This is a genomic window from Halomonas terrestris (assembly GCF_049166755.1).
Lineage (GTDB): Bacteria > Pseudomonadota > Gammaproteobacteria > Pseudomonadales > Halomonadaceae > Halomonas.
Window position 1 is genome coordinate 23,967 of the sequence record NZ_JBMHFZ010000029.1, and the last position, 16,836, is coordinate 40,802.

General features: G+C 70.0%; 15 protein-coding genes. 4 read left to right on the forward strand and 11 right to left on the reverse strand.

From position 1 onward, the window contains the following. Window positions 1–44: 44 nt before the first annotated feature. Entirely contained in the window at window positions 45–2,969 is a 2,925-nt protein-coding gene (rne, locus tag ACOMD9_RS19640; protein ID WP_421417697.1) for a ribonuclease E, read from the forward strand. Between the two features lie 82 nt (window positions 2,970–3,051). On the opposite strand, the gene murB is transcribed toward rne, so the two are convergent. The 9 genes from murB to ACOMD9_RS19685 are packed head-to-tail and all read right to left on the reverse strand — an operon-like array spanning window position 3,052 to window position 11,831. Next, window positions 3,052–4,068, reverse strand: a complete 1,017-nt coding sequence (murB, locus tag ACOMD9_RS19645; protein ID WP_421417698.1) for a UDP-N-acetylmuramate dehydrogenase — start codon at window positions 4,066–4,068, stop codon at window positions 3,052–3,054. Further along, window positions 4,065–4,541 (reverse strand): low molecular weight protein-tyrosine-phosphatase, encoded by a 477-nt coding sequence (locus ACOMD9_RS19650; RefSeq protein WP_421417699.1) that lies wholly within the window; start codon window positions 4,539–4,541, stop codon window positions 4,065–4,067. The genes murB and ACOMD9_RS19650 overlap by 4 nt, the downstream gene beginning before the upstream one ends. Further along, entirely contained in the window at window positions 4,541–5,329 is a 789-nt protein-coding gene (gene kdsB / locus ACOMD9_RS19655; protein WP_421417700.1) for a 3-deoxy-manno-octulosonate cytidylyltransferase, read from the reverse strand. Before kdsB ends, ACOMD9_RS19650 begins: the two co-directional genes overlap by 1 nt. Before the next feature lie 13 nt (window positions 5,330–5,342). Further along, complete coding sequence (locus ACOMD9_RS19660) at window positions 5,343–5,552, reverse strand: Trm112 family protein (RefSeq protein WP_421417701.1); 210 nt, start codon at window positions 5,550–5,552, stop codon at window positions 5,343–5,345. A gap of 48 nt (window positions 5,553–5,600) precedes the next feature. Beyond that, on the reverse strand, window positions 5,601–6,632 hold the full coding sequence (lpxK, locus tag ACOMD9_RS19665; protein WP_421417702.1) for a tetraacyldisaccharide 4'-kinase: 1,032 nt from the start codon (window positions 6,630–6,632) through the stop codon (window positions 5,601–5,603). After that, on the reverse strand, window positions 6,619–8,388 hold the full coding sequence (gene msbA / locus ACOMD9_RS19670; protein WP_421417703.1) for a lipid A export permease/ATP-binding protein MsbA: 1,770 nt from the start codon (window positions 8,386–8,388) through the stop codon (window positions 6,619–6,621). The genes lpxK and msbA overlap by 14 nt, the downstream gene beginning before the upstream one ends. Continuing rightward, entirely contained in the window at window positions 8,385–8,807 is a 423-nt protein-coding gene (locus ACOMD9_RS19675; RefSeq protein ID WP_421417704.1) for an ExbD/TolR family protein, read from the reverse strand. Before ACOMD9_RS19675 ends, msbA begins: the two co-directional genes overlap by 4 nt. After that, window positions 8,804–9,502, reverse strand: coding sequence for a MotA/TolQ/ExbB proton channel family protein (locus ACOMD9_RS19680; protein ID WP_421417705.1), 699 nt, complete (start codon window positions 9,500–9,502; stop codon window positions 8,804–8,806). Before ACOMD9_RS19680 ends, ACOMD9_RS19675 begins: the two co-directional genes overlap by 4 nt. Window positions 9,503–9,539: 37 nt before the next feature. Then, the gene (locus ACOMD9_RS19685) at window positions 9,540–11,831 is read right to left on the reverse strand and encodes a DNA internalization-related competence protein ComEC/Rec2 (RefSeq protein ID WP_421417706.1); all 2,292 of its coding nucleotides are present in this window, start codon (window positions 11,829–11,831) and stop codon (window positions 9,540–9,542) included. 138 nt (window positions 11,832–11,969) lie between these two features. On the opposite strand from ACOMD9_RS19685, the gene ACOMD9_RS19690 reads away from it, so the two are divergent. Further along, the gene (locus tag ACOMD9_RS19690) at window positions 11,970–12,512 is read left to right on the forward strand and encodes a DUF2062 domain-containing protein (protein WP_421417707.1); all 543 of its coding nucleotides are present in this window, start codon (window positions 11,970–11,972) and stop codon (window positions 12,510–12,512) included. 78 nt (window positions 12,513–12,590) lie between these two features. On the opposite strand, the gene ACOMD9_RS19695 is transcribed toward ACOMD9_RS19690, so the two are convergent. Together ACOMD9_RS19695 and ACOMD9_RS19700 are read right to left on the reverse strand one after the other, a co-directional pair. After that, on the reverse strand, window positions 12,591–13,298 hold the full coding sequence (locus ACOMD9_RS19695; RefSeq protein WP_421417708.1) for an ABC transporter ATP-binding protein: 708 nt from the start codon (window positions 13,296–13,298) through the stop codon (window positions 12,591–12,593). Window positions 13,299–13,347: 49 nt separating this feature from the next. Then, complete coding sequence (locus ACOMD9_RS19700; protein WP_421417709.1) at window positions 13,348–14,589, reverse strand: lipoprotein-releasing ABC transporter permease subunit; 1,242 nt, start codon at window positions 14,587–14,589, stop codon at window positions 13,348–13,350. A gap of 150 nt (window positions 14,590–14,739) precedes the next feature. Between ACOMD9_RS19700 and ACOMD9_RS19705 the strand changes: the two genes are divergently transcribed. Both ACOMD9_RS19705 and ACOMD9_RS19710 read left to right on the forward strand, forming a co-directional pair. Further along, window positions 14,740–15,777, forward strand: coding sequence for an agmatine deiminase family protein (locus tag ACOMD9_RS19705; RefSeq protein ID WP_421417710.1), 1,038 nt, complete (start codon window positions 14,740–14,742; stop codon window positions 15,775–15,777). A 15-nt stretch (window positions 15,778–15,792) separates the two neighbouring features. After that, entirely contained in the window at window positions 15,793–16,695 is a 903-nt protein-coding gene (locus tag ACOMD9_RS19710) for a carbon-nitrogen hydrolase (RefSeq protein WP_421417711.1), read from the forward strand. Window positions 16,696–16,836: the final 141 nt, after the last annotated feature.

Consider the following 16,836-nt stretch of genomic DNA (forward strand, 5'->3'; position numbering starts at 1 on the left):
ATGTCGACGACCGCCATCCGGCGCGTCCAGACTAGCGAGACACTATGAAACGGATGCTCATCAATGCGACCCAGCCCGAAGAGCTGCGCGTCGCACTGGTCGATGGTCAGCGCCTCTACGACCTGGACATCGAGTCCGGTGCCCGGGAACAGAAGAAAGCCAATATCTATCGCGGCAAGATCACCCGCATCGAACCCTCCCTGGAAGCCGCCTTCGTCGACTTCGGCGCCGACCGCCATGGCTTCCTGCCGCTGAAGGAGATCTCCCGCGAGTACTTCGTCAGGGAGCCTTCCGGCCGCCCCAGCATCAAGGAGGTCCTCAAGGAGGGCCAGGAAGTCATCGTCCAGGTCGACAAGGAGGAGCGCGGCAACAAGGGCGCGGCACTGACCACCTTCATCAGCCTGGCCGGTCGCTTCCTGGTGCTGATGCCCAACAACCCCAAGGCGGGCGGCATCTCGCGGCGCATCGAGGGCGAGGAGCGCAGCCAGCTCAAGGACGCCATGGGGCAGCTCACGGTGCCCGACAAGATGGGCCTCATCGTGCGTACCGCGGGCATCGGCCGCTCCCCCGAGGAACTGCAGTGGGACCTGGACTACCTGGTCCAGGTGTGGGAGTCGATCACCGCGGAGGCCGGCAAGCGCCCCGCGCCCTTCCTGATCTACCGCGAGTCCAATGTCATCATCCGCGCCATGCGCGACTACCTGCGCCAGGATATCGGCGAGGTACTGATCGACAGTGAAGAGGTGCATCAACAGGCCCTGGCCTTCATCCGCCAGGTGATGCCCTCCTACCAGCAGAAGATCAAGCTCTACGTCGACGAGGTGCCGCTCTTCTCGCGCTTCCAGATCGAGTCCCAGATCGAGACCGCCTACGAGCGCGAGGTGAAGCTGCCCTCCGGCGGCTCCATCGTCATCGACCACACCGAGGCGCTGGTCTCCATCGACATCAACTCGGCCCGGGCCACCCGGGGCAGCGACATCGAGGAGACCGCCCTGCAGACCAACCTGGAGGCGGCCGACGAGATCGCCCGCCAGCTGCGCCTGCGCGACATCGGCGGCCTGGTGGTGATCGATTTCATCGACATGAGCCCGGCGCGCAACCAGCGCGAGGTCGAGAACCGCATGCGCGATGCCCTCAAGCTGGATCGCGCCCGGGTGCAGATCGGCCGTATCTCCCGCTTCGGCCTGATGGAGATGTCCCGCCAGCGGCTGCGCCCCTCGCTGGGCGAGACCAGCGGCGTGGTCTGTCCCCGCTGTGTCGGCCAGGGCACCATCCGCGATGTGCGCTCGCTGGCCCTCTCGATCATGCGCCTCATCGAGGAGGAGGCGATGAAGGAGCGCAGCGCCCAGATACGCGCCATCCTGCCGGTCCCGGTGGCCACCTACCTGCTCAACGAGAAGCGGAACGTGCTGGCGGACATCGAGCATCGCCAGGGCGTTCGCGTGGTTCTGCTGCCGAACCCGGACATGGACACCCCCCACTATGATGTCCAGCGCCTGCGCGACGACCATGTGGACGAGGATGGCGGCATCAAGTCGAGCTTCGAGCTCTCCACCGACACCGAGGTGGGCAAGGAACCGGATGCCGCCTTCGGCAAGCCGGTGCAGCGCGCCGAGGCCGCGGTCAAGACCGTGATCCACCACGAGCCGGCACCCGCCTCGCTGCAGCAGGAAGAGGCACCGGCGGCCACCACCCCGCCCCCGGCGGCCAAGGCGGCTCCCCCTGCCCCCGAACCCCAGGCCGGCGTCCTGGGCCGGCTGGTCAAGGGCCTGGCCAAGCTGCTGGGCAGCGAGGAGAGCCCCACCGGAGAGGCCGAGAAACCGGCGACAGGCAGCGGCGACGAGAAGCGCGCCGGCCAGGCCGCCCGCAAGCCCGCCCAGCGCGACGAGGAGCGTAGCGATCGTGGTAGCCGCGGTGGCCGGCAGCGCCGCCCTCGCAGCGACGAGCGCCGCAGCGATGAGCGCCGCACCCCCCGCCAGGAGAGTGAGCGTGGCGAGGGCAAGGCCGAGACCACCGAAAGCCGTGGCGGACGCGGCCGTGGGCGCGGCCGCCAGGACAGGGGGCAGCAGCAGGAGGCCACCAAGCCCCGCGAGACGTCCCCCCGTCGCCAGAAGGGGGCTGAGAAGCCCGTCGAGAAGCCCGTCGAGAAGCCTGTCGACAAGGCGGACGAGAAACCGGCCGCGGCGGCCCCCGCGGACGACGGCAAGCCCAGGCGCACCCGCAACAACCCGCGCACTCGCTCGCGCCAGCACGCCATCAACCCCAAGGCCGAGGCCGAGCAGAAGCGCCTGCAGGCGGAGGCCGCCGAGGCCAAGCCGGTAGAGGCGGGTGACGCACCCCAGTCCGACACGGTCGAGGCACCCAGGGCCGACACTGCCAGGGCCGAGGCGACGCCGGCGGAGAAGTCCACCGACGTGAAGGCCGACACCAAGGCAGTCAAGCAGGCTGGCGGACAAGCGGCCAAGGCGGAGGGCAAGCCCGCCGAGGCCAAGGCCGAGCCGAAGCCCGACCAGGCCAAGGCCGAGCCGCAGGCGACCGCGAAGGCCGAGCCGAAGCCCGACCAGGCCAAGGCCGAGCCGCAGGCGACCGCGAAGGCCGAGCCGAAGCCCGACCAGGCCAAGGCCGAGCCGCAGGCGACTCCGAAGGCCGAGCCGAAGCCCGACCAGGCCAAGGCCGAGCCGCAGGCGACCCCGAAGGCCGAGCCGAAGTCGGCAGAGGCCAAGGCCGAGCCGCAGGCGACCGCGAAGGCCGAGCCGAAGCCCAACCAGGCCAAGGCCGAGCCGCAGGCGACCCCGAAGGCCGAGCCGAAGCCCGACCAGGCCAAGGCCGAGCCGACGCCCGCCGAAACGCCCGAAGCAGAGCAGAAGGCCGAGGCCAAGAGCCGTCGCCGGCGCCGTGCTCACAACGACCCGCGGGAGATCCGCCGTCGCGAGCAGGAGGCCAAGGCCCGGGAAGGCAAGCAGGGCTGAGACCCCGCACCGCCCTCCCCGACGACAGCGCCCGCAGCCAAGGCTGCGGGCGCTGTCGTTTCAGGTCAGCCGCGGGGGAGGGTCAGTCAGCACCGGCCAGGCGTGGCTCGCGCTCCAGCGACACCCCGAAGCGCTCCTGGACCCTGGTGGCGATACGCTCGGCAAAGGCCAGCAGCTCGCCGGCACTGCCACCGCCGAAGTGCACCAGCACCAGCGCCTGGCGGTCGTGAACCCCGAAGTGGCCATGGCGCCATCCCTTCAGCCCGCACTGGTCGATCAGCCAGCCGGCGGCCAGCTTGACCCGTCCGTCCGGCTGGGGAAAGTGCGGCATGTCGGGCGATTGGGCGAGCAGGCGTGCGGCCTGCTCACCCGCCACCAGCGGATTCTTGAAGAAGCTGCCGGCATTGCCCAGCTCCGCCGGGTCGGGCAGCTTCTCGCGGCGTATCGCACAGACCGCCTCGGCCACCGACAAGGGGGTGGGGTCGGCCCCGAGACGACCGGCCAGGTCACCGTAGCCGAGCCTGGGTCGCGGAGTACGGGACAGGCGCAGCACCAGGCGCGTGATCACCACCCTGCCTTCGAGGCTCCCCTTGAAGATGCTGTCACGATAGCCGAAGGCACAGTCCGCGGCCGTGAACATCGCCTCGCGGCCATTGTCGAGGTGAAGGAGGTGCACCGCGTCGAGCACCTCGCGGAGTTCCACCCCGTAGGCGCCGATGTTCTGGATCGGTGCGGCACCGCAGTGCCCCGGAATCAGCGCCAGGTTCTCGATGCCCCAGAGCCCTCGCCGCGCCAGGACCATCACCAGCTCATGCCAGACCACTCCGGCCTGGGCATGGACGAGGACGGTGTCATCCTGCTCCTCCAGCCACCAGTCGGCCATCGCCGGTTGCACCACCAGCCCTGGCAGTCGCTCGGGAAGGATCAGGTTGCTGCCGCCACCCAGCAGCGTCAGCGGCCAGCCCTGGTGCCCGGCCAGCTTCAAGACCTCCTGCAGCTCCCGCTCGTCACCCGGTGCGACGAAGCGATCGGCCACGCAGGGCAGCCCCAGGGTATTGAGCCGAGTGAGGTCATGCCCGACGAGCAGCCTCGGGCTCAAGGCGAGCGCTCCAGGCGGGACTCCAGTTCCTCGAGCAATCCGCCGGATGCGGCCTCGACCAGGTCCAGCACCTCCTCGAAACCGCGCTCGCCACCGAAGTAGGGATCGGGTACCGCCCGATCGTGGTGCCCGGCGAATGCCAGGAAGAGCCCGACATGTGCCCGGCAATCGGCCGGGCGCCTGGCCTCGATCGCCGCCAGGTTGTCGTGATCCATGGCCAGCAGATAGTCGAAGCGGGCGAAATCCTCGTCGGCCAGCTGGCGAGCACGCAGCCCCGACAGGTCGACACCGCGCCGGGACGCCGCCTCGCGGGCCCGCGAATCCGGCGACTTGCCCACGTGCCAGGGGCCGATGCCGCAGGAGTCCACCTCCACCCGGTCGGCCAGACCACGCTCGGCCAGCAGACGTCGGAACACCCCCTCGGCGGTGGGCGACCGGCAGATATTGCCCAGACAGACGAACAGCACGCGCATCACACCCCTCCCTCGCTCGGGTTGCCGACATCGGCACTCATCAGCGCCCGGACCCGCGCCAGGTCCTCCTCGGTATCCACCCCGGCCGGGTGGCCCACCCGTGCCAGCGCCACCTGGATGGCATGGCCGTGGTGCAGCGCACGCAGCTGCTCGAGTTGCTCGAGCCGCTCCAGCGGTGACGGCGACCAGCCGCGATAGTCGGCCAGGAAGCCCGCCCGGTAGGCGTAGAGGCCGATATGGCGCAGCCAGGCATCGGTCTCGAGCAGTTCGGGCCGCGCGGCGAAGGCATCGCGGTCCCAGGGGATGGGTGCCCGCGAGAAGTAGAGGGCCCGCCCGGAGAGCGCGCGCACCACCTTCACCACGTTGGGATTGAAGAGCGCCTGCACGTCGCTGATCGGCTCGGCGAGGGTGGCGATGGAGGCCTCGGGGTCGTCGAACAGCCTGGCGGCCACCTGGTCGATAAGGGTCGGCGGAATCAGCGGCTCGTCGCCCTGGACATTGACCAGCACCGCCTCGTCGTCGAGCCCCAGCGCCTCGGCCACCTCGGCCAGCCGATCGGTCCCCGAGGGATGGTCGGCACGGGTCATCAGCACCTCGGCCCCGAACGGCACCAGTGCCTCGCGGATCCGCTGGTCATCGGTCGCCACCACCACCCGCCCGGCAGCGCTCTCGCGGGCGCGCTGCCAGACATGAGCCACCATGGGCACCCCGTTGATCTCGGCCAGCGGCTTGCCCGGCAGCCGCGACGAGGCATGACGTGCCGGGATCACCGCGATGAAGTCGTTCATGCCGCGGCTCCCATCACGCCTCTCCCGTGTGTCCGGGTGACTCGCGGAGCTTCTCCTCCACCTCCAGGGGCCGTGCCTCCTCCGGCAGCATCACCGGGATGCCGTCACGCACCGGATAGGCCAGGCCGTCGAAGAGGCAGTGCAGTTCCTGGGCCTCGCGGTGATACCTGAGCTTGCCCTTGCACAGCGGGCAGACCAGCATGGCCAGCAGTTCCTTGTCCATTTCTCGTACCTCTCGCTTGGATCGCCCCGGGTCGTGTGATCTCCGGGATCATCCGCCTGCTCCGCTCCGGGAAGCCTCCCGGAACGATCGAAAAGTTTCCAGCCGCGCCTCGAGCCAGGCGGCGAAGCCGTCATCGGGGCACGCCTCGACCTCCAGTACCCAGCTGTCGGCAGGGGCCAGGCCATGACACTTGATCGCGTCCTTGGCGGTCATCACCACCGGCCGCCCGTCGCCGAAGTCCAGCTCGCCGCCACGGTAGCCATGGTGATCGGCGAAGGGGTGGAGTGTCGCCTCGACGCCCAGCGCCTCCAGGGTCGCGAGGAAGCGTCGCGGGTTGCCGATGCCGGCGACGGCATGCACCGGCCCGGAAAAGGGCAGCGGCGCGACCGGGTAGCGCTCGCCACTCGCCAGGTGGCGCCAGCCGGAAGGCACCAGGGTCATGCCATGGGCGCCCCCGGGTGGCACGAAGGCCGGCTCGCCGTTGATGACCACGGCATCGACCCCGGCGAGCCGCGACAGCGGCTCGCGCAGCGGCCCTGCCGGCAGGCAGCGACCGTTGCCGAAGCCACGGCGGCCATCGACCACCACCAGTTCCAGGTCACGCCCCAGCGCGTGGTGTTGCAGGCCATCGTCACTGATCAGGATATCGCATCCCGCCTCGAGCAGCCGCCCGGCCCCCCGAGGGCGATCCGCGTCCACCACCAGCGGCAGCCCCGTCTGCTCGAACAGCATGCGCGGCTCGTCGCCGCACTCGGTCACCGGGGTGCTCCCGTCGACCCACAGCGGATAGGCGGCCGCCCTGCCCCCGTAGCCCCGGGACACGATGCCGGGGCGCCAGCCGCGGTCGAGCAGCCGGCGTCCCAGCCAGGCGACCAGAGGCGACTTGCCGGTGCCGCCCAGGGTGATGTTGCCGACCACGATCACCGGCACCGGCGCGCGCCACACCGGCTGCCTGCCGGCAGCATAGGCAGCGGCACGTCGTGCCACCACCCGGCGGTAGAGCGCCTCCAGGGGGCGCAGGGCGATGAGCCAGGCATCGCCCCGGTAGGCCGCCTCGAGCCAGCGCTCACCCAGCCCCATGACCCGACTCGACGTCCTGGAACTGCAGCCTGTGCAGGGCCGCATAGGCGCCGTCCCGGGCCAGCAGCTCGGCGTGACTGCCCTGCTCGACGATCTCCCCCTGCTCCATGACCAGGATGCGATCGGCGCGCTCGATGGTCGACAGCCGATGGGCGATCACGAAGGTGGTGCGGCCGCGACACACCTCCTCCAGCGCCGCCTGGATATGGCGTTCGGACTCGGTATCCAGTGCCGAGGTGGCCTCGTCGAGGACCAGCAGCGGTGCGTCCTTGAAGATCGCCCGGGCGATGGCCAACCGCTGGCGCTGGCCGCCGGAGAGCATCACGCCATTGTCCCCCACCACGGTGGCGTATCCCCCGGGCAGGCGCTCTATGAACTCGTGGGCGTGGGCGGCCCGGGCGGCGGCCTCGATGGCCGCCGGGTCGGCATCGGGCACCCCGTAGGCGATGTTGTCGGCGATGCTGGCGTTGAACAGGGTCACCTGCTGGGAGACCAGGGCGATCTGGCGGCGCAGCGGCGTCAGGCGATACTGGTCGAGGGGGACGCCATCGACCACCACCCGTCCGGCGGTCGGCCGGTAGAAGCGTGCCAGCAGGCCGACGAGCGTGGACTTGCCACTGCCGGAGCGGCCGACGATCGCCACCATCTCCCCCGGCGCCACCTCTAGGTCGATGCCCCTGAGCACCTCGGGCTCGCCCTCGCCGTAGGCGAAACGCACCCCTTCGAAGACCACGCGCCCCTCGAGGCGGCCGGGCTCGTGCTCGCCCTCGTCACGCTCGGGTGGCTCGTCGAGCAGGCCGAACAGTTCGCTGGCAGCGGCGATACCCTTCTGGATCTCGCTGTTGATCTCGGTGAGCTGTCGCACCGGCTTGGCCATCAGCGACGCGGCGGTCACGAAGGCGACGAACTCGCCGGGGGTCATGTCGGCCATCAGCGCCGGCGACAGCGCCAGCCACACCAGCACCGCCAGCGACAGTGCCACCAGCAGCTGGATCACCGGGGTGCTGATCGCCTTGGTCAGCGCCTCCTTCATGCTCTGCTGGCGGTTGTACTCGCTGGCGGCGGCGAATCGTGCCTTCTCGTAGTCCTCGGCGCCGTGGGTACGCACCACCCGGTAGCCGGAAAGGGCCTCGGAGGCGACATGGGTCACATCGCCCATGGAGGCCTGGATACGGCCGGAGATACGCCGGAAGCGCTTGCTGGCATAGCTCACCACGCCGCCGATCAACGGCGTCACCGCCAGGAACAGCAGCGTCAGCATCCAGTTGGTCCACAGCAGATAGCCCACCAGGCCGATCACGAAGAGCCCCTCGCGCAGCAGGATGGTGATCGCCTTGGTGGCCGCCCCGGTGACCTGCTCGACATGGTAGGTGACCCGGGAGATCAGGTGGCCACTGGAGTGGGTGTCGAAGAAACGGCCGGGCAGGTGCAGCATGTGATCGAAGACGTTGCAGCGCAGCGTATGCACGATGTTGCGCGCCACGTTGCTCATGAAATAGGTGCCGAGGAAGGTACCCAGTCCCCGCGCGGCGAACATGCCCACCACGAACAGCGGCAGGAAGAGCCGGAAGGCGGCCCCCGGGTCCTGGATGCCGTCGATCAGCCGCTTCATCATCTCCGCCAGGGCGGTGCTGGAAGCGGCATAGATGGCATAGCCGAGGATGGCCAGGGCGAAGGAGCGCCAGTGCGGCCCGACATAGCCCAGCAGCTGCCTGTAGAGGGCCCAGCCCGAATATTGCGTGCCGACTCGGATCACGGTGTCTCCGCCTGCGTGGATGGAGCCTCGGTGGTGGCGATGCGTACCTGGCGTATGCCCAGTGCGCCGGCCTGGTCCAGGGCCCGGACCACGGCGGAATGGCTGGCCCGGCCATCGGCCTCCAGCACCAGGCCATGGCGGCGGGCCTGCTCGGCCTCGACGGCCAGGGCATCGCCCAGCCCGGCTGCGGTGAGGTCGCGGTCGCCGAGCCGGTAGCCGCCCGCCGCGGTGACCACCAGGGTCACCGGCGACACCTCGGCCGCCGCCCCGCTGACGCTCTCGGGCAGCTCCAGCTCCAGGGCCTGGCGTGTCTCGAAGGTGGTCGAGACCATGAAGAAGATCAGCAGCAGGAAGACCACATCGATCAGCGGGGTGAGGTTCACCTCCACCGGATCACGCCGGGTACGCGGGAACCTCACGACGGCTTCACCCTCGGGGCGATACGCCCGTCGGCCTCGATGTTCTCCCCGCCGCGCTCGCTATCATGTCGCTCGGCCAGCGTCAGCTCCCCGGGGAAGTGGGCGAGGAACTCCACCACCTGGCCGGCCTGCTCCTCCATGCGCACCGTGATGTCCTCCACTCGACGCTGGAAGTAGCGATGGAACATCAGTGCCGGGATCGCCACGGTGAGGCCCGCCGCGGTGGTGACCAGGGCGCGGGAGATGCCACCGGCGAGGTCCGCCGTGCGGCTGGCGCCATCCCCGGCGACGATCACCGAGAACACCTCGATCATGCCCACCACGGTGCCCAGCAGGCCGATCAGCGGGGTGATGGCGGCGATGGTCCCGAGCGGGCTCAGGAAGCGCTCCATGTCGTGGATCACCGCGGTGGCGGCCTCCTGCAGCCGCGCACGCACCTGCTCGTGGCCGAGGCGGGCATTGCGCAGCCCCGCGGCCAGCACCCCGCCCAGCGGCGAGTGGCTCTCCAGCCAGTAGAGATTGACCTGCCCACGGGCCACCAGCGAGCAGACCTCCTGCCCGAGCCCCAGCGGCGCGATGCGCCTGGCACGCAGCGTCCACAGCCGCTCGATGATGATCACCGTGGCCAGCAGGGAGCAGCCCAGCAGCGGCAGCATCAGCCAGCCCCCGGCGATCAGGGCCTCCATCATGTCCATGCCGTCCCCCTCGAGTCCCCTGGAATCACATGCGCTTTCATTCGGTCGATTCTAACGCAAGGCAGCCCCCTTCGACACCGCTGCGGCGCCAGGGAGGCGGGCGCTCGACCACGACTTCACCGTGGCCGCCCCTCCCCAGCCAGAACGTCAGGGCCCCGTCATGGGCGGTATTCCACAGGCAGCTGCCGGCCCGTCGAAAGCGCCGCACCACCTCGTCATGGGGATGACCGAAGGGATTGTCACGCCCGGCACTGAAGATCGCGTGGCGTGGCGACAGGGCCTGCACCAGCTGGGGGCCGGAGCTGGTGCGGCTGCCGTGGTGCCCGGCCACCAGCACCGTGACGGGTGTCCGGGCCTCGAGCAGGAGGGCGCGCTCCACCTCCCGACCCACGTCACCGGTGATCAGCAGGCGCTGGTGCCCCACGGTCACCTCCAGCACGCAGGAGCGGTCGTTGCTCGTGAGCCCGGCGGTCCGCTCGGGCGGCCACAGGAAGCGGAACTCGACACCGTCACGCTGCCAGGCCTGTCCGGCCCGACAGGCGCTGAAGGGAACGCCGATCTCCTCGCCGCGCGGCGCCAGGAAGCGGCCTGTCTCGTGGCGTTCGACCAGGGTCGGCACGCCGCCGGCATGGTCCAGGTCGTCGTGACTGATGATGACGGTATCGAACCACTGCCCGGGCGGCCACAGCGTCGCCAGCGGGGCGAATCCGGAGGAGAAGCGGGGCCCGGCATCATAGAGCAGTCGATGATTGACGGTGCGCAGCTCGACGAGCTGGCCCTGCCCCACGTCATGCACCCTGACCCTCAGCTGGCCGGGTGACGACGCGTCCGGCTCCAGGGTGACGACCACCAGGACGAGCAGCAGGCTGGCCACCAGGCGCAGCATCCGGGCCAGGCCCGGCAACGCCCAGAGCAGTGCCAGCGACGCCAGCGCCAGGGCCAGGGGTGTCACCAGCCCCGGATCGGGCAACCACAGCGGCAGCCAGGCCACCGCCAGCTCGAGCCACCACACGAGCCCTTCCACCAGGCGGCCGAACAGCCACCAGCAGAACTGCGACAGGGGCGGCAGCCAGGCCAGCAACCAGCCGAGCAGGCCCAGCGGCACCAGCAGGCTGCTGACCAGCGGCACGGCAACCAGATTGACCAGCGGTGCGGCCGGGGCCAGGCGGGAGAAGGCCAGCAGCACGGCTGCGGCCATCACCGGGGCGAGCAGCAGCTGGGTGCGGACCAGGGCCCGGAGCCAGCCTCGCACACCCCGCGGCCGCGGGCGGCCCTGCCAGACCAGGATCAGCAGCGCCACGGCGGCGAACGACAGCCACAACCCCGGGCGCCAGGCCGAGCGGGGGTCCAGCATCAGCACCAGGCCCAGCGCCAGCCACCACGCCTGCCAGGGGCCGGGCGCATGGCGGCCGCTGGCCACCCAGAGCCCTACCAGGGTCATCACCATCGCCCGCAGCGCCGGCGGCTCCATGCCCGCCAGCCAGGCATAGCCCAGCGCCGCCGCCCCGGCCAGCCACCAGGGCCACACGGCCAGGCGCCAACCGCCGGGGGCGACCAGCCGGGCCGCACCGCGGGCCATCAGCAGGACGAAGGCCGCCACCAGCCCGACATGCAGGCCGGAGATCACCATCAGGTGGGTGGTACCGCTGGCATTGAGCAGGTCCCAGTCCGCCTGCTGCAGTCGTTCGCCGGCGCCCAGGGTCAGCGCCGCCAGCCAGCGCCTCGTCAGGGGCGCCATCTCCCGGGCATCGAGATGCGCCAGCGCCAGGCGACGCGGCGAGGCCCCCGCCGCAGCGAGACGCCGGGCGGGGGGATCGCTGCGTACATAGCCCGTCGCCTGGATGCCCTCCCGCCACAGCCAGGCGGCGTAGTCGAAGGTGTCGGGGTTGGCGAAGCCCGTCGGGGCCCGCAGGCGCACGGTAAGGGCCCAGCGCTCGCCGGGCCGGATCGGCGCCGCGTCGAAGGCGCTGAGCCGCAGCCGGCGCAGGTCGTCGCAGGCCAGACGGAGGGGGGCGACAGGCGCGCAGGACTCCACGGCAACCACCAGTCGTGTCAGCCGCTCCTCCTCGGCCACCGACTGCACCCGGACCTCCACGGCCAGATCCTCGCGGGTCAGCCCCGCCGGCAGCTCGGCGCCACGCGCCAGCAGCAGCACGCTGGCGACGCCGGCCAGCACCAGCACCGACAGCAGCGGCACCAGCAGGCGGCGGGCCGAGGCCCACAGCAATGCCAGCCCGACCCCTTCCGCCAGGCCGGCCGGTGCCAGGTGTCCCACTACCACGCCACCGAGGGCGGCGAGCGCCATGGGGATGGCGAGACCGAAAGGCATTCCCTTGCTCCCGTGTCGACTGCCGCCGGTGAGCGGCTGACGGCAGTGCGCTGCCAGGGAAACGTTGGCCCCTGGCATGGCGAGACTCGTGACATCTATGGATAATAGCCCGGGTCCCGAAGCAGCGAGTCTGACGACATGCCGCGCCGATTCCTGCAGCGCTACATGCCCCACCCCGACACCCTCAGGCGCCAGCGCTCGCTGCGCTTCATGGGCCACCTGATCGGCAATCCTTCCCTGTGGGTACTGTCGCGGCGCAGCGTGGCCAACGCCTTCTCCGTCGGGCTGTTCAGCGCCATGCTGCCGATCCCCTTCCAGATGGTGGTGGCCGCCTGTGGCGCCTGGCTGACACGCAGCAACCTGCCCCTGTCGGTGGGGCTGGTGTGGATCACCAACCCCCTGACCATGCCGCTGATCTTCTACGGCAACTACCGCCTGGGGGCCTGGCTGATGAACACCCCTGCCCGGGAGGCGCCCAGTCGCCTGTCGACACGCTGGATCGCCGAACAGATGGCCGACATCCTGCCGGCGCTGGCAGTGGGCTCGGTGGTCTCGGCGCTGCTCATCGCGCTCCTCGGCAATGTGGCGATTCGCCTCATCTGGCGCTGGCAGGTCTCGCGCAGCTGGAAGCAGCGCTCACGGCGTCGGCTCAAGCGCCGCTGCGAGGAGCAGGAGCCCTGACTCCCGATGCTGCCGAGGATCAGGCGGCCGACGCCGGGGCGTCGGCCGCAGCACGCCCGGCGGGCCGCGAGGCGAGGCTCAGGCCCGGGGCTGCTCGGCGAGGCGACCGCCGTCGAGCTTGAGCACGCGGTCCTGGTGGGCGGCCAGTGCCGGGTCATGGGTCACGATCACGAAGGCACAGGCGGAGTCATGGGCCAGCTCGTCCATCATCGCCAGTATGCTCGCCGCCGTGGTCTGGTCCAGGTTGCCGGTGGGCTCGTCCATCAGCACCAGGCTCGGGTCGGTGACCAGTGCCCGGGCGATGGCGACCCGCTGGCGTTCGCCGCCGGACAGCTCGCCCGGCTTGTGATCGGCTCGCGCCGCCATGCCCACCCGGGCCAGCAACTCCCGTGCCCTGGCCTCGGCGGCCTTCTTGCGCTGGCCGCGCACGATCAGCGGCAGGGCGGCATTCTCCAGTGCCGTGAACTCCGCCAGCAGATGGTGGAACTGGTAGACGAAGCCGATGCGGCGATTGCGGAATCGCCCCAGGGCGGCGTCACCCAGGTTGTGCAGCGACTCCCCGGCGATGCGCACCTCCCCCCGGCTGGGGCTGTCCAGCCCGCCCAGCAGGTTGAGCAGCGTGGTCTTGCCGGAGCCGGAGCTGCCGACGATGGCCACCCGCTCACCAGCGTTGACCCGCAGTTCCAGGCCATCGAGCACGGTGACGTCCTGGGGGCCCTCGTGGTAGGTGCGGGTCAGGTCGTGGCACTCCAGCATCGGCTGTGTCGTGGTGGTTTCCGCGGCCATCGGCTTCTCCTCGTGCGGGACCTGTTGGATAGGCGGCTGAAGGCTCGGCTCACTCATAGCGCAGCACCTCCGCCGGCCGGACCCTGGCCGCGCGCCAGGCGGGATAGAGGGTCGACAGGAAGGTCAGGCCAAAGGCCGCGGCAATGATGTCACGCACGTCGGTCCAGTCGAGCCGCGACGGCAGGTTGCTGATGAAGTAGACACCGGCATCGAGGAACTGGATGCCGAGCGTCGACTCGACCCAGCCGATCAGGTCGGAGATGGTCAATGCCAGCAGCACCCCGAGCCCCACGCCGACGAGGATACCGATCACCCCGATGGCCAGGCCCTGGACGATGAAGATGCCCATGATCGAACGTGGCGTGGCACCGATGGTACGCAGGATGGCGATATCGGCATGCTTGTCGGTCACCACCATCACCAGGGTCGAGACGATGTTGAAGGCGGCCACGGCGATGATCACCGTGAGCAGCAGCGCGATCATGCGCTTCTCCATCTGGATCGCCTGGAAGAGGTTGCCGTGGGAGAAGGTCCAGTCGAGGCCACGGTACCCGGGGCCCAGCTCGTCGATGATGGCGCGGGTCTCGCTGCCGGCGAGGAAGAGGTCGTCCAGCTCCAGGCGCAGGCCGCCCACGGCATCGCCCATCCGGGCCAGGGTCTGCATGTCCTCGATGTTGGCGTAGGCCAGGCCGGCATCGAGATCGGCACCGACGCTGAAGATGCCGCTCACGTTGAAGCGCTTGAGGCGTGGAAAGACCCCCGCCGGGGTGATGGAGGCCTCCGGCACCAGCAGGGTGACCCGATCGCCCACGCCGACGCCCAGGCGCCGCGCCAGGATCGAGCCGAGCACGATATTCCACTCGCCGGGCTCGAGATCCTCCAGGTTGCCCTGACGCATGTGACGGCCGATGATCGAGACGCGATCCTCCCACACGGGGTCGATGCCATTGACCATGGCCCCCTCGTTGCGCCCCCCCACCGAGAACATCCCCTGCTGCTCCACATAGGGGGCCGCACCGATCACCCGCTCGCGTTCCATCAACTCCCCGGCCAGCGACTGCCAGTCGGAGAGCCCGCCGGGCGACTCGATCTTGGTATGCGGCACCATGCCGAGGATCCGGGTGCGCAGCTCGTGGTCGAAGCCGTTCATTACCGAGAGCACCAGGATCAGTACCGCCACGCCCAGCATCAGGCCCAGCATGGAGGTCAAGGAGATGAAGGAGATGAAGTGGTTGCGACGCTTGGCGCGCACATAGCGCAACCCGATCAGGAATGGCAGGCGGTCGAGCATGGTGTCGTTCCTTGTCAGCGGGGGCTCATGGTACGGTTTTTTGCACGATACTGCATCGGTCGCCGGAGCGGGTTCCCCGGTGCTTGCAACATTCCCGTGTCGGCCCTACATTGCGCCAGCCACGATGACCCACACCACGAGACTCAGCCCATGGGCGAACGCCTGCTTCCCGAATGGCACCACCAGGATGCCGTACAACTGACCTGGCCAGGCCCCGACAGCGACTGGGCCCCACTGCTAGAGCGCATCGAGGCCACCCTCGAGGCCATGGTGGTGGCCATCGCCCGCTACCAGAGCGTGCTGATCAGCGTCCCCGACCCCGCCACCCGGACTCATCTCGAGAGGCGCTTCACCTCGCTTGGCGTGGCGGCCTCGCGGCTGCGGCTGGTGGTGGCCGCCGCCGACGACACCTGGGCCCGCGACCACGCCCCCATCGCCGTGGAACGCGACGGCCGGGTCATGCTCCTCGATTATGTCTTCACCGGCTGGGGCGGCAAGTTCGCCGCGGAGCGCGACAACACCCTCACCCGGCGCCTGGTCGAGGCCGGGGTGTACGCCTGTCCGGTGATCAGCCACGACCTGGTGCTGGAGGGCGGCGCCATCGAGACCGACGGCGAAGGCACCCTGCTCACCACCGAGGCCTGCCTGCTCAACCCCAATCGCAACCCGGCACTCGACCGCGATGCCATGGAAGCGCGGCTGCGTGACGACCTCGGGATCTCGCGGGTGCTGTGGCTGGCCAACGGCCACCTCGAGGGCGACGACACCGACAGCCATGTGGACACCCTGGCGCGCTTCTGCGATCCCGCCACCATCGCCTATGTGCGCTGCGACGACCAGGCCGATCCCCACTTCCCGGCGCTGGCCGCCATGGAAGCCGAGCTGCGCGCCCTGCGCCGCATCGACGGCGAGCCCTATCGGCTGATTCCGCTGCCCTGGCCGCGCCCCTGCTTCGACCCGGTGGACGGCCACCGGCTCCCGGCCACCTATGCCAACTTCCTGATCATCAACGGTGCCGTGCTGGTGCCGGTCTATGGCGATGCCGCCGACACCCGAGCGCTGGCCGCCCTGGCCGAGGCCTTCCCGGGACGCGACATCGTGCCCATCGACTGCCTCAGCGTGATCCGCCAGCACGGCAGCCTGCACTGCCTGACCATGCAGCTGCCTCAGGGCAGCCTGGCCGAATAACGAGGAGAGTTCATCATGCCCCGCCAACTGAAAGTCGGCCTGGTCCAGCAGCCCGCCTGGCCCGACAAGGCCAGAAGCCTCGCCGAGAGCGAGGCCGGCATCCGCGAACTGGCCGCCGCCGGCGCCGAGCTGGTGATGCTGCAGGAGCTGCATGCCACCCACTACTTCTGCCAGTACGAGGACACCGAGCTGTTCGACCTGGCCGAGCCGCTCGACGGTCCCACCGGCACCCACCTGGCGGCGCTGGCCGCGGAGCTCGACATCGTGCTGGTGGGCTCGCTGTTCGAGCGCCGCGCTCCCGGCCTCTACCACAACACCGCGGTGGTCTACGACCGCCAGCTTGGCGCCGTGGGTCACTACCGCAAGATGCATATTCCCGACGACCCGGGCTTCTACGAGAAGTTCTACTTCACTCCCGGCGACGTCGACCAGGCAAGGGGCCAGGGCTTCGAACCCATCGACACCTCGGTGGGCCGTCTCGGCCTGCTGGTGTGCTGGGACCAATGGTATCCGGAGGCGGCGCGACTGATGGCGCTGGCGGGGGCGGAGCTGCTGCTCTACCCCACCGCCATCGGCTGGCATCCGCCCGATGACGACTCCGAGAAGACTCGCCAGCGGGATGCCTGGACCCTGATCCAGCGCAGCCATGGCGTGGCCAACGGCCTGCCGGTGATCGTCGCCAACCGGGTCGGCCACGAGCCGGACCATTCGGGCACGGGCCCGGGCATCGACTTCTGGGGCGGCAGCTTCGTCTGCGGCCCCCAGGGCGAACTGCTGGCCCATGCCGGGGTGCAGGCCGAACGCCTGCTGGTGACCCTCGACATGAGCCGCGGCGAGGAGGTACGGCGCATCTGGCCGTACCTGCGCGACCGCCGCATCGACGCCTATGGCGACCTCACCCGGCGCTATCGGGACTAGACGGTCGGGCCCCAAGAGTAGTAGCTCGACAGTAGCAGCACGTTCACCGAGAAAGACGCCGAGGCCGCCCCTATGGGGTCAGACCCCGGCCGAGTTACCTGGCCTGTCATAGTGCAGGTGGCGAGCGGATTCGACGCCGCC

What these genes read in the sequence shown, in the direction of transcription:
- ACOMD9_RS19700 (WP_421417709.1), bottom strand. Translation starts at nt 14,589, where the DNA reads ATGCTCGACCGCCTGCCATTCCTGATCGGGTTGCGCTATGTGCGCGCC.
- kdsB (WP_421417700.1), bottom strand. Translation starts at nt 5,329, where the DNA reads ATGAACGACTTCATCGCGGTGATCCCGGCACGTCATGCCTCGTCGCGG.
- ACOMD9_RS19660 (WP_421417701.1), bottom strand. Translation starts at nt 5,552, where the DNA reads ATGGACAAGGAACTGCTGGCCATGCTGGTCTGCCCGCTGTGCAAGGGC.
- ACOMD9_RS19710 (WP_421417711.1), top strand. Translation starts at nt 15,793, where the DNA reads ATGCCCCGCCAACTGAAAGTCGGCCTGGTCCAGCAGCCCGCCTGGCCC.
- rne (WP_421417697.1), top strand. Translation starts at nt 45, where the DNA reads ATGAAACGGATGCTCATCAATGCGACCCAGCCCGAAGAGCTGCGCGTC.
- ACOMD9_RS19650 (WP_421417699.1), bottom strand. Translation starts at nt 4,541, where the DNA reads ATGCGCGTGCTGTTCGTCTGTCTGGGCAATATCTGCCGGTCGCCCACC.
- ACOMD9_RS19680 (WP_421417705.1), bottom strand. Translation starts at nt 9,502, where the DNA reads ATGGACATGATGGAGGCCCTGATCGCCGGGGGCTGGCTGATGCTGCCG.
- ACOMD9_RS19690 (WP_421417707.1), top strand. Translation starts at nt 11,970, where the DNA reads ATGCCGCGCCGATTCCTGCAGCGCTACATGCCCCACCCCGACACCCTC.
- ACOMD9_RS19685 (WP_421417706.1), bottom strand. Translation starts at nt 11,831, where the DNA reads ATGCCTTTCGGTCTCGCCATCCCCATGGCGCTCGCCGCCCTCGGTGGC.
- ACOMD9_RS19705 (WP_421417710.1), top strand. Translation starts at nt 14,740, where the DNA reads ATGGGCGAACGCCTGCTTCCCGAATGGCACCACCAGGATGCCGTACAA.
- lpxK (WP_421417702.1), bottom strand. Translation starts at nt 6,632, where the DNA reads ATGGGGCTGGGTGAGCGCTGGCTCGAGGCGGCCTACCGGGGCGATGCC.
- ACOMD9_RS19695 (WP_421417708.1), bottom strand. Translation starts at nt 13,298, where the DNA reads ATGGCCGCGGAAACCACCACGACACAGCCGATGCTGGAGTGCCACGAC.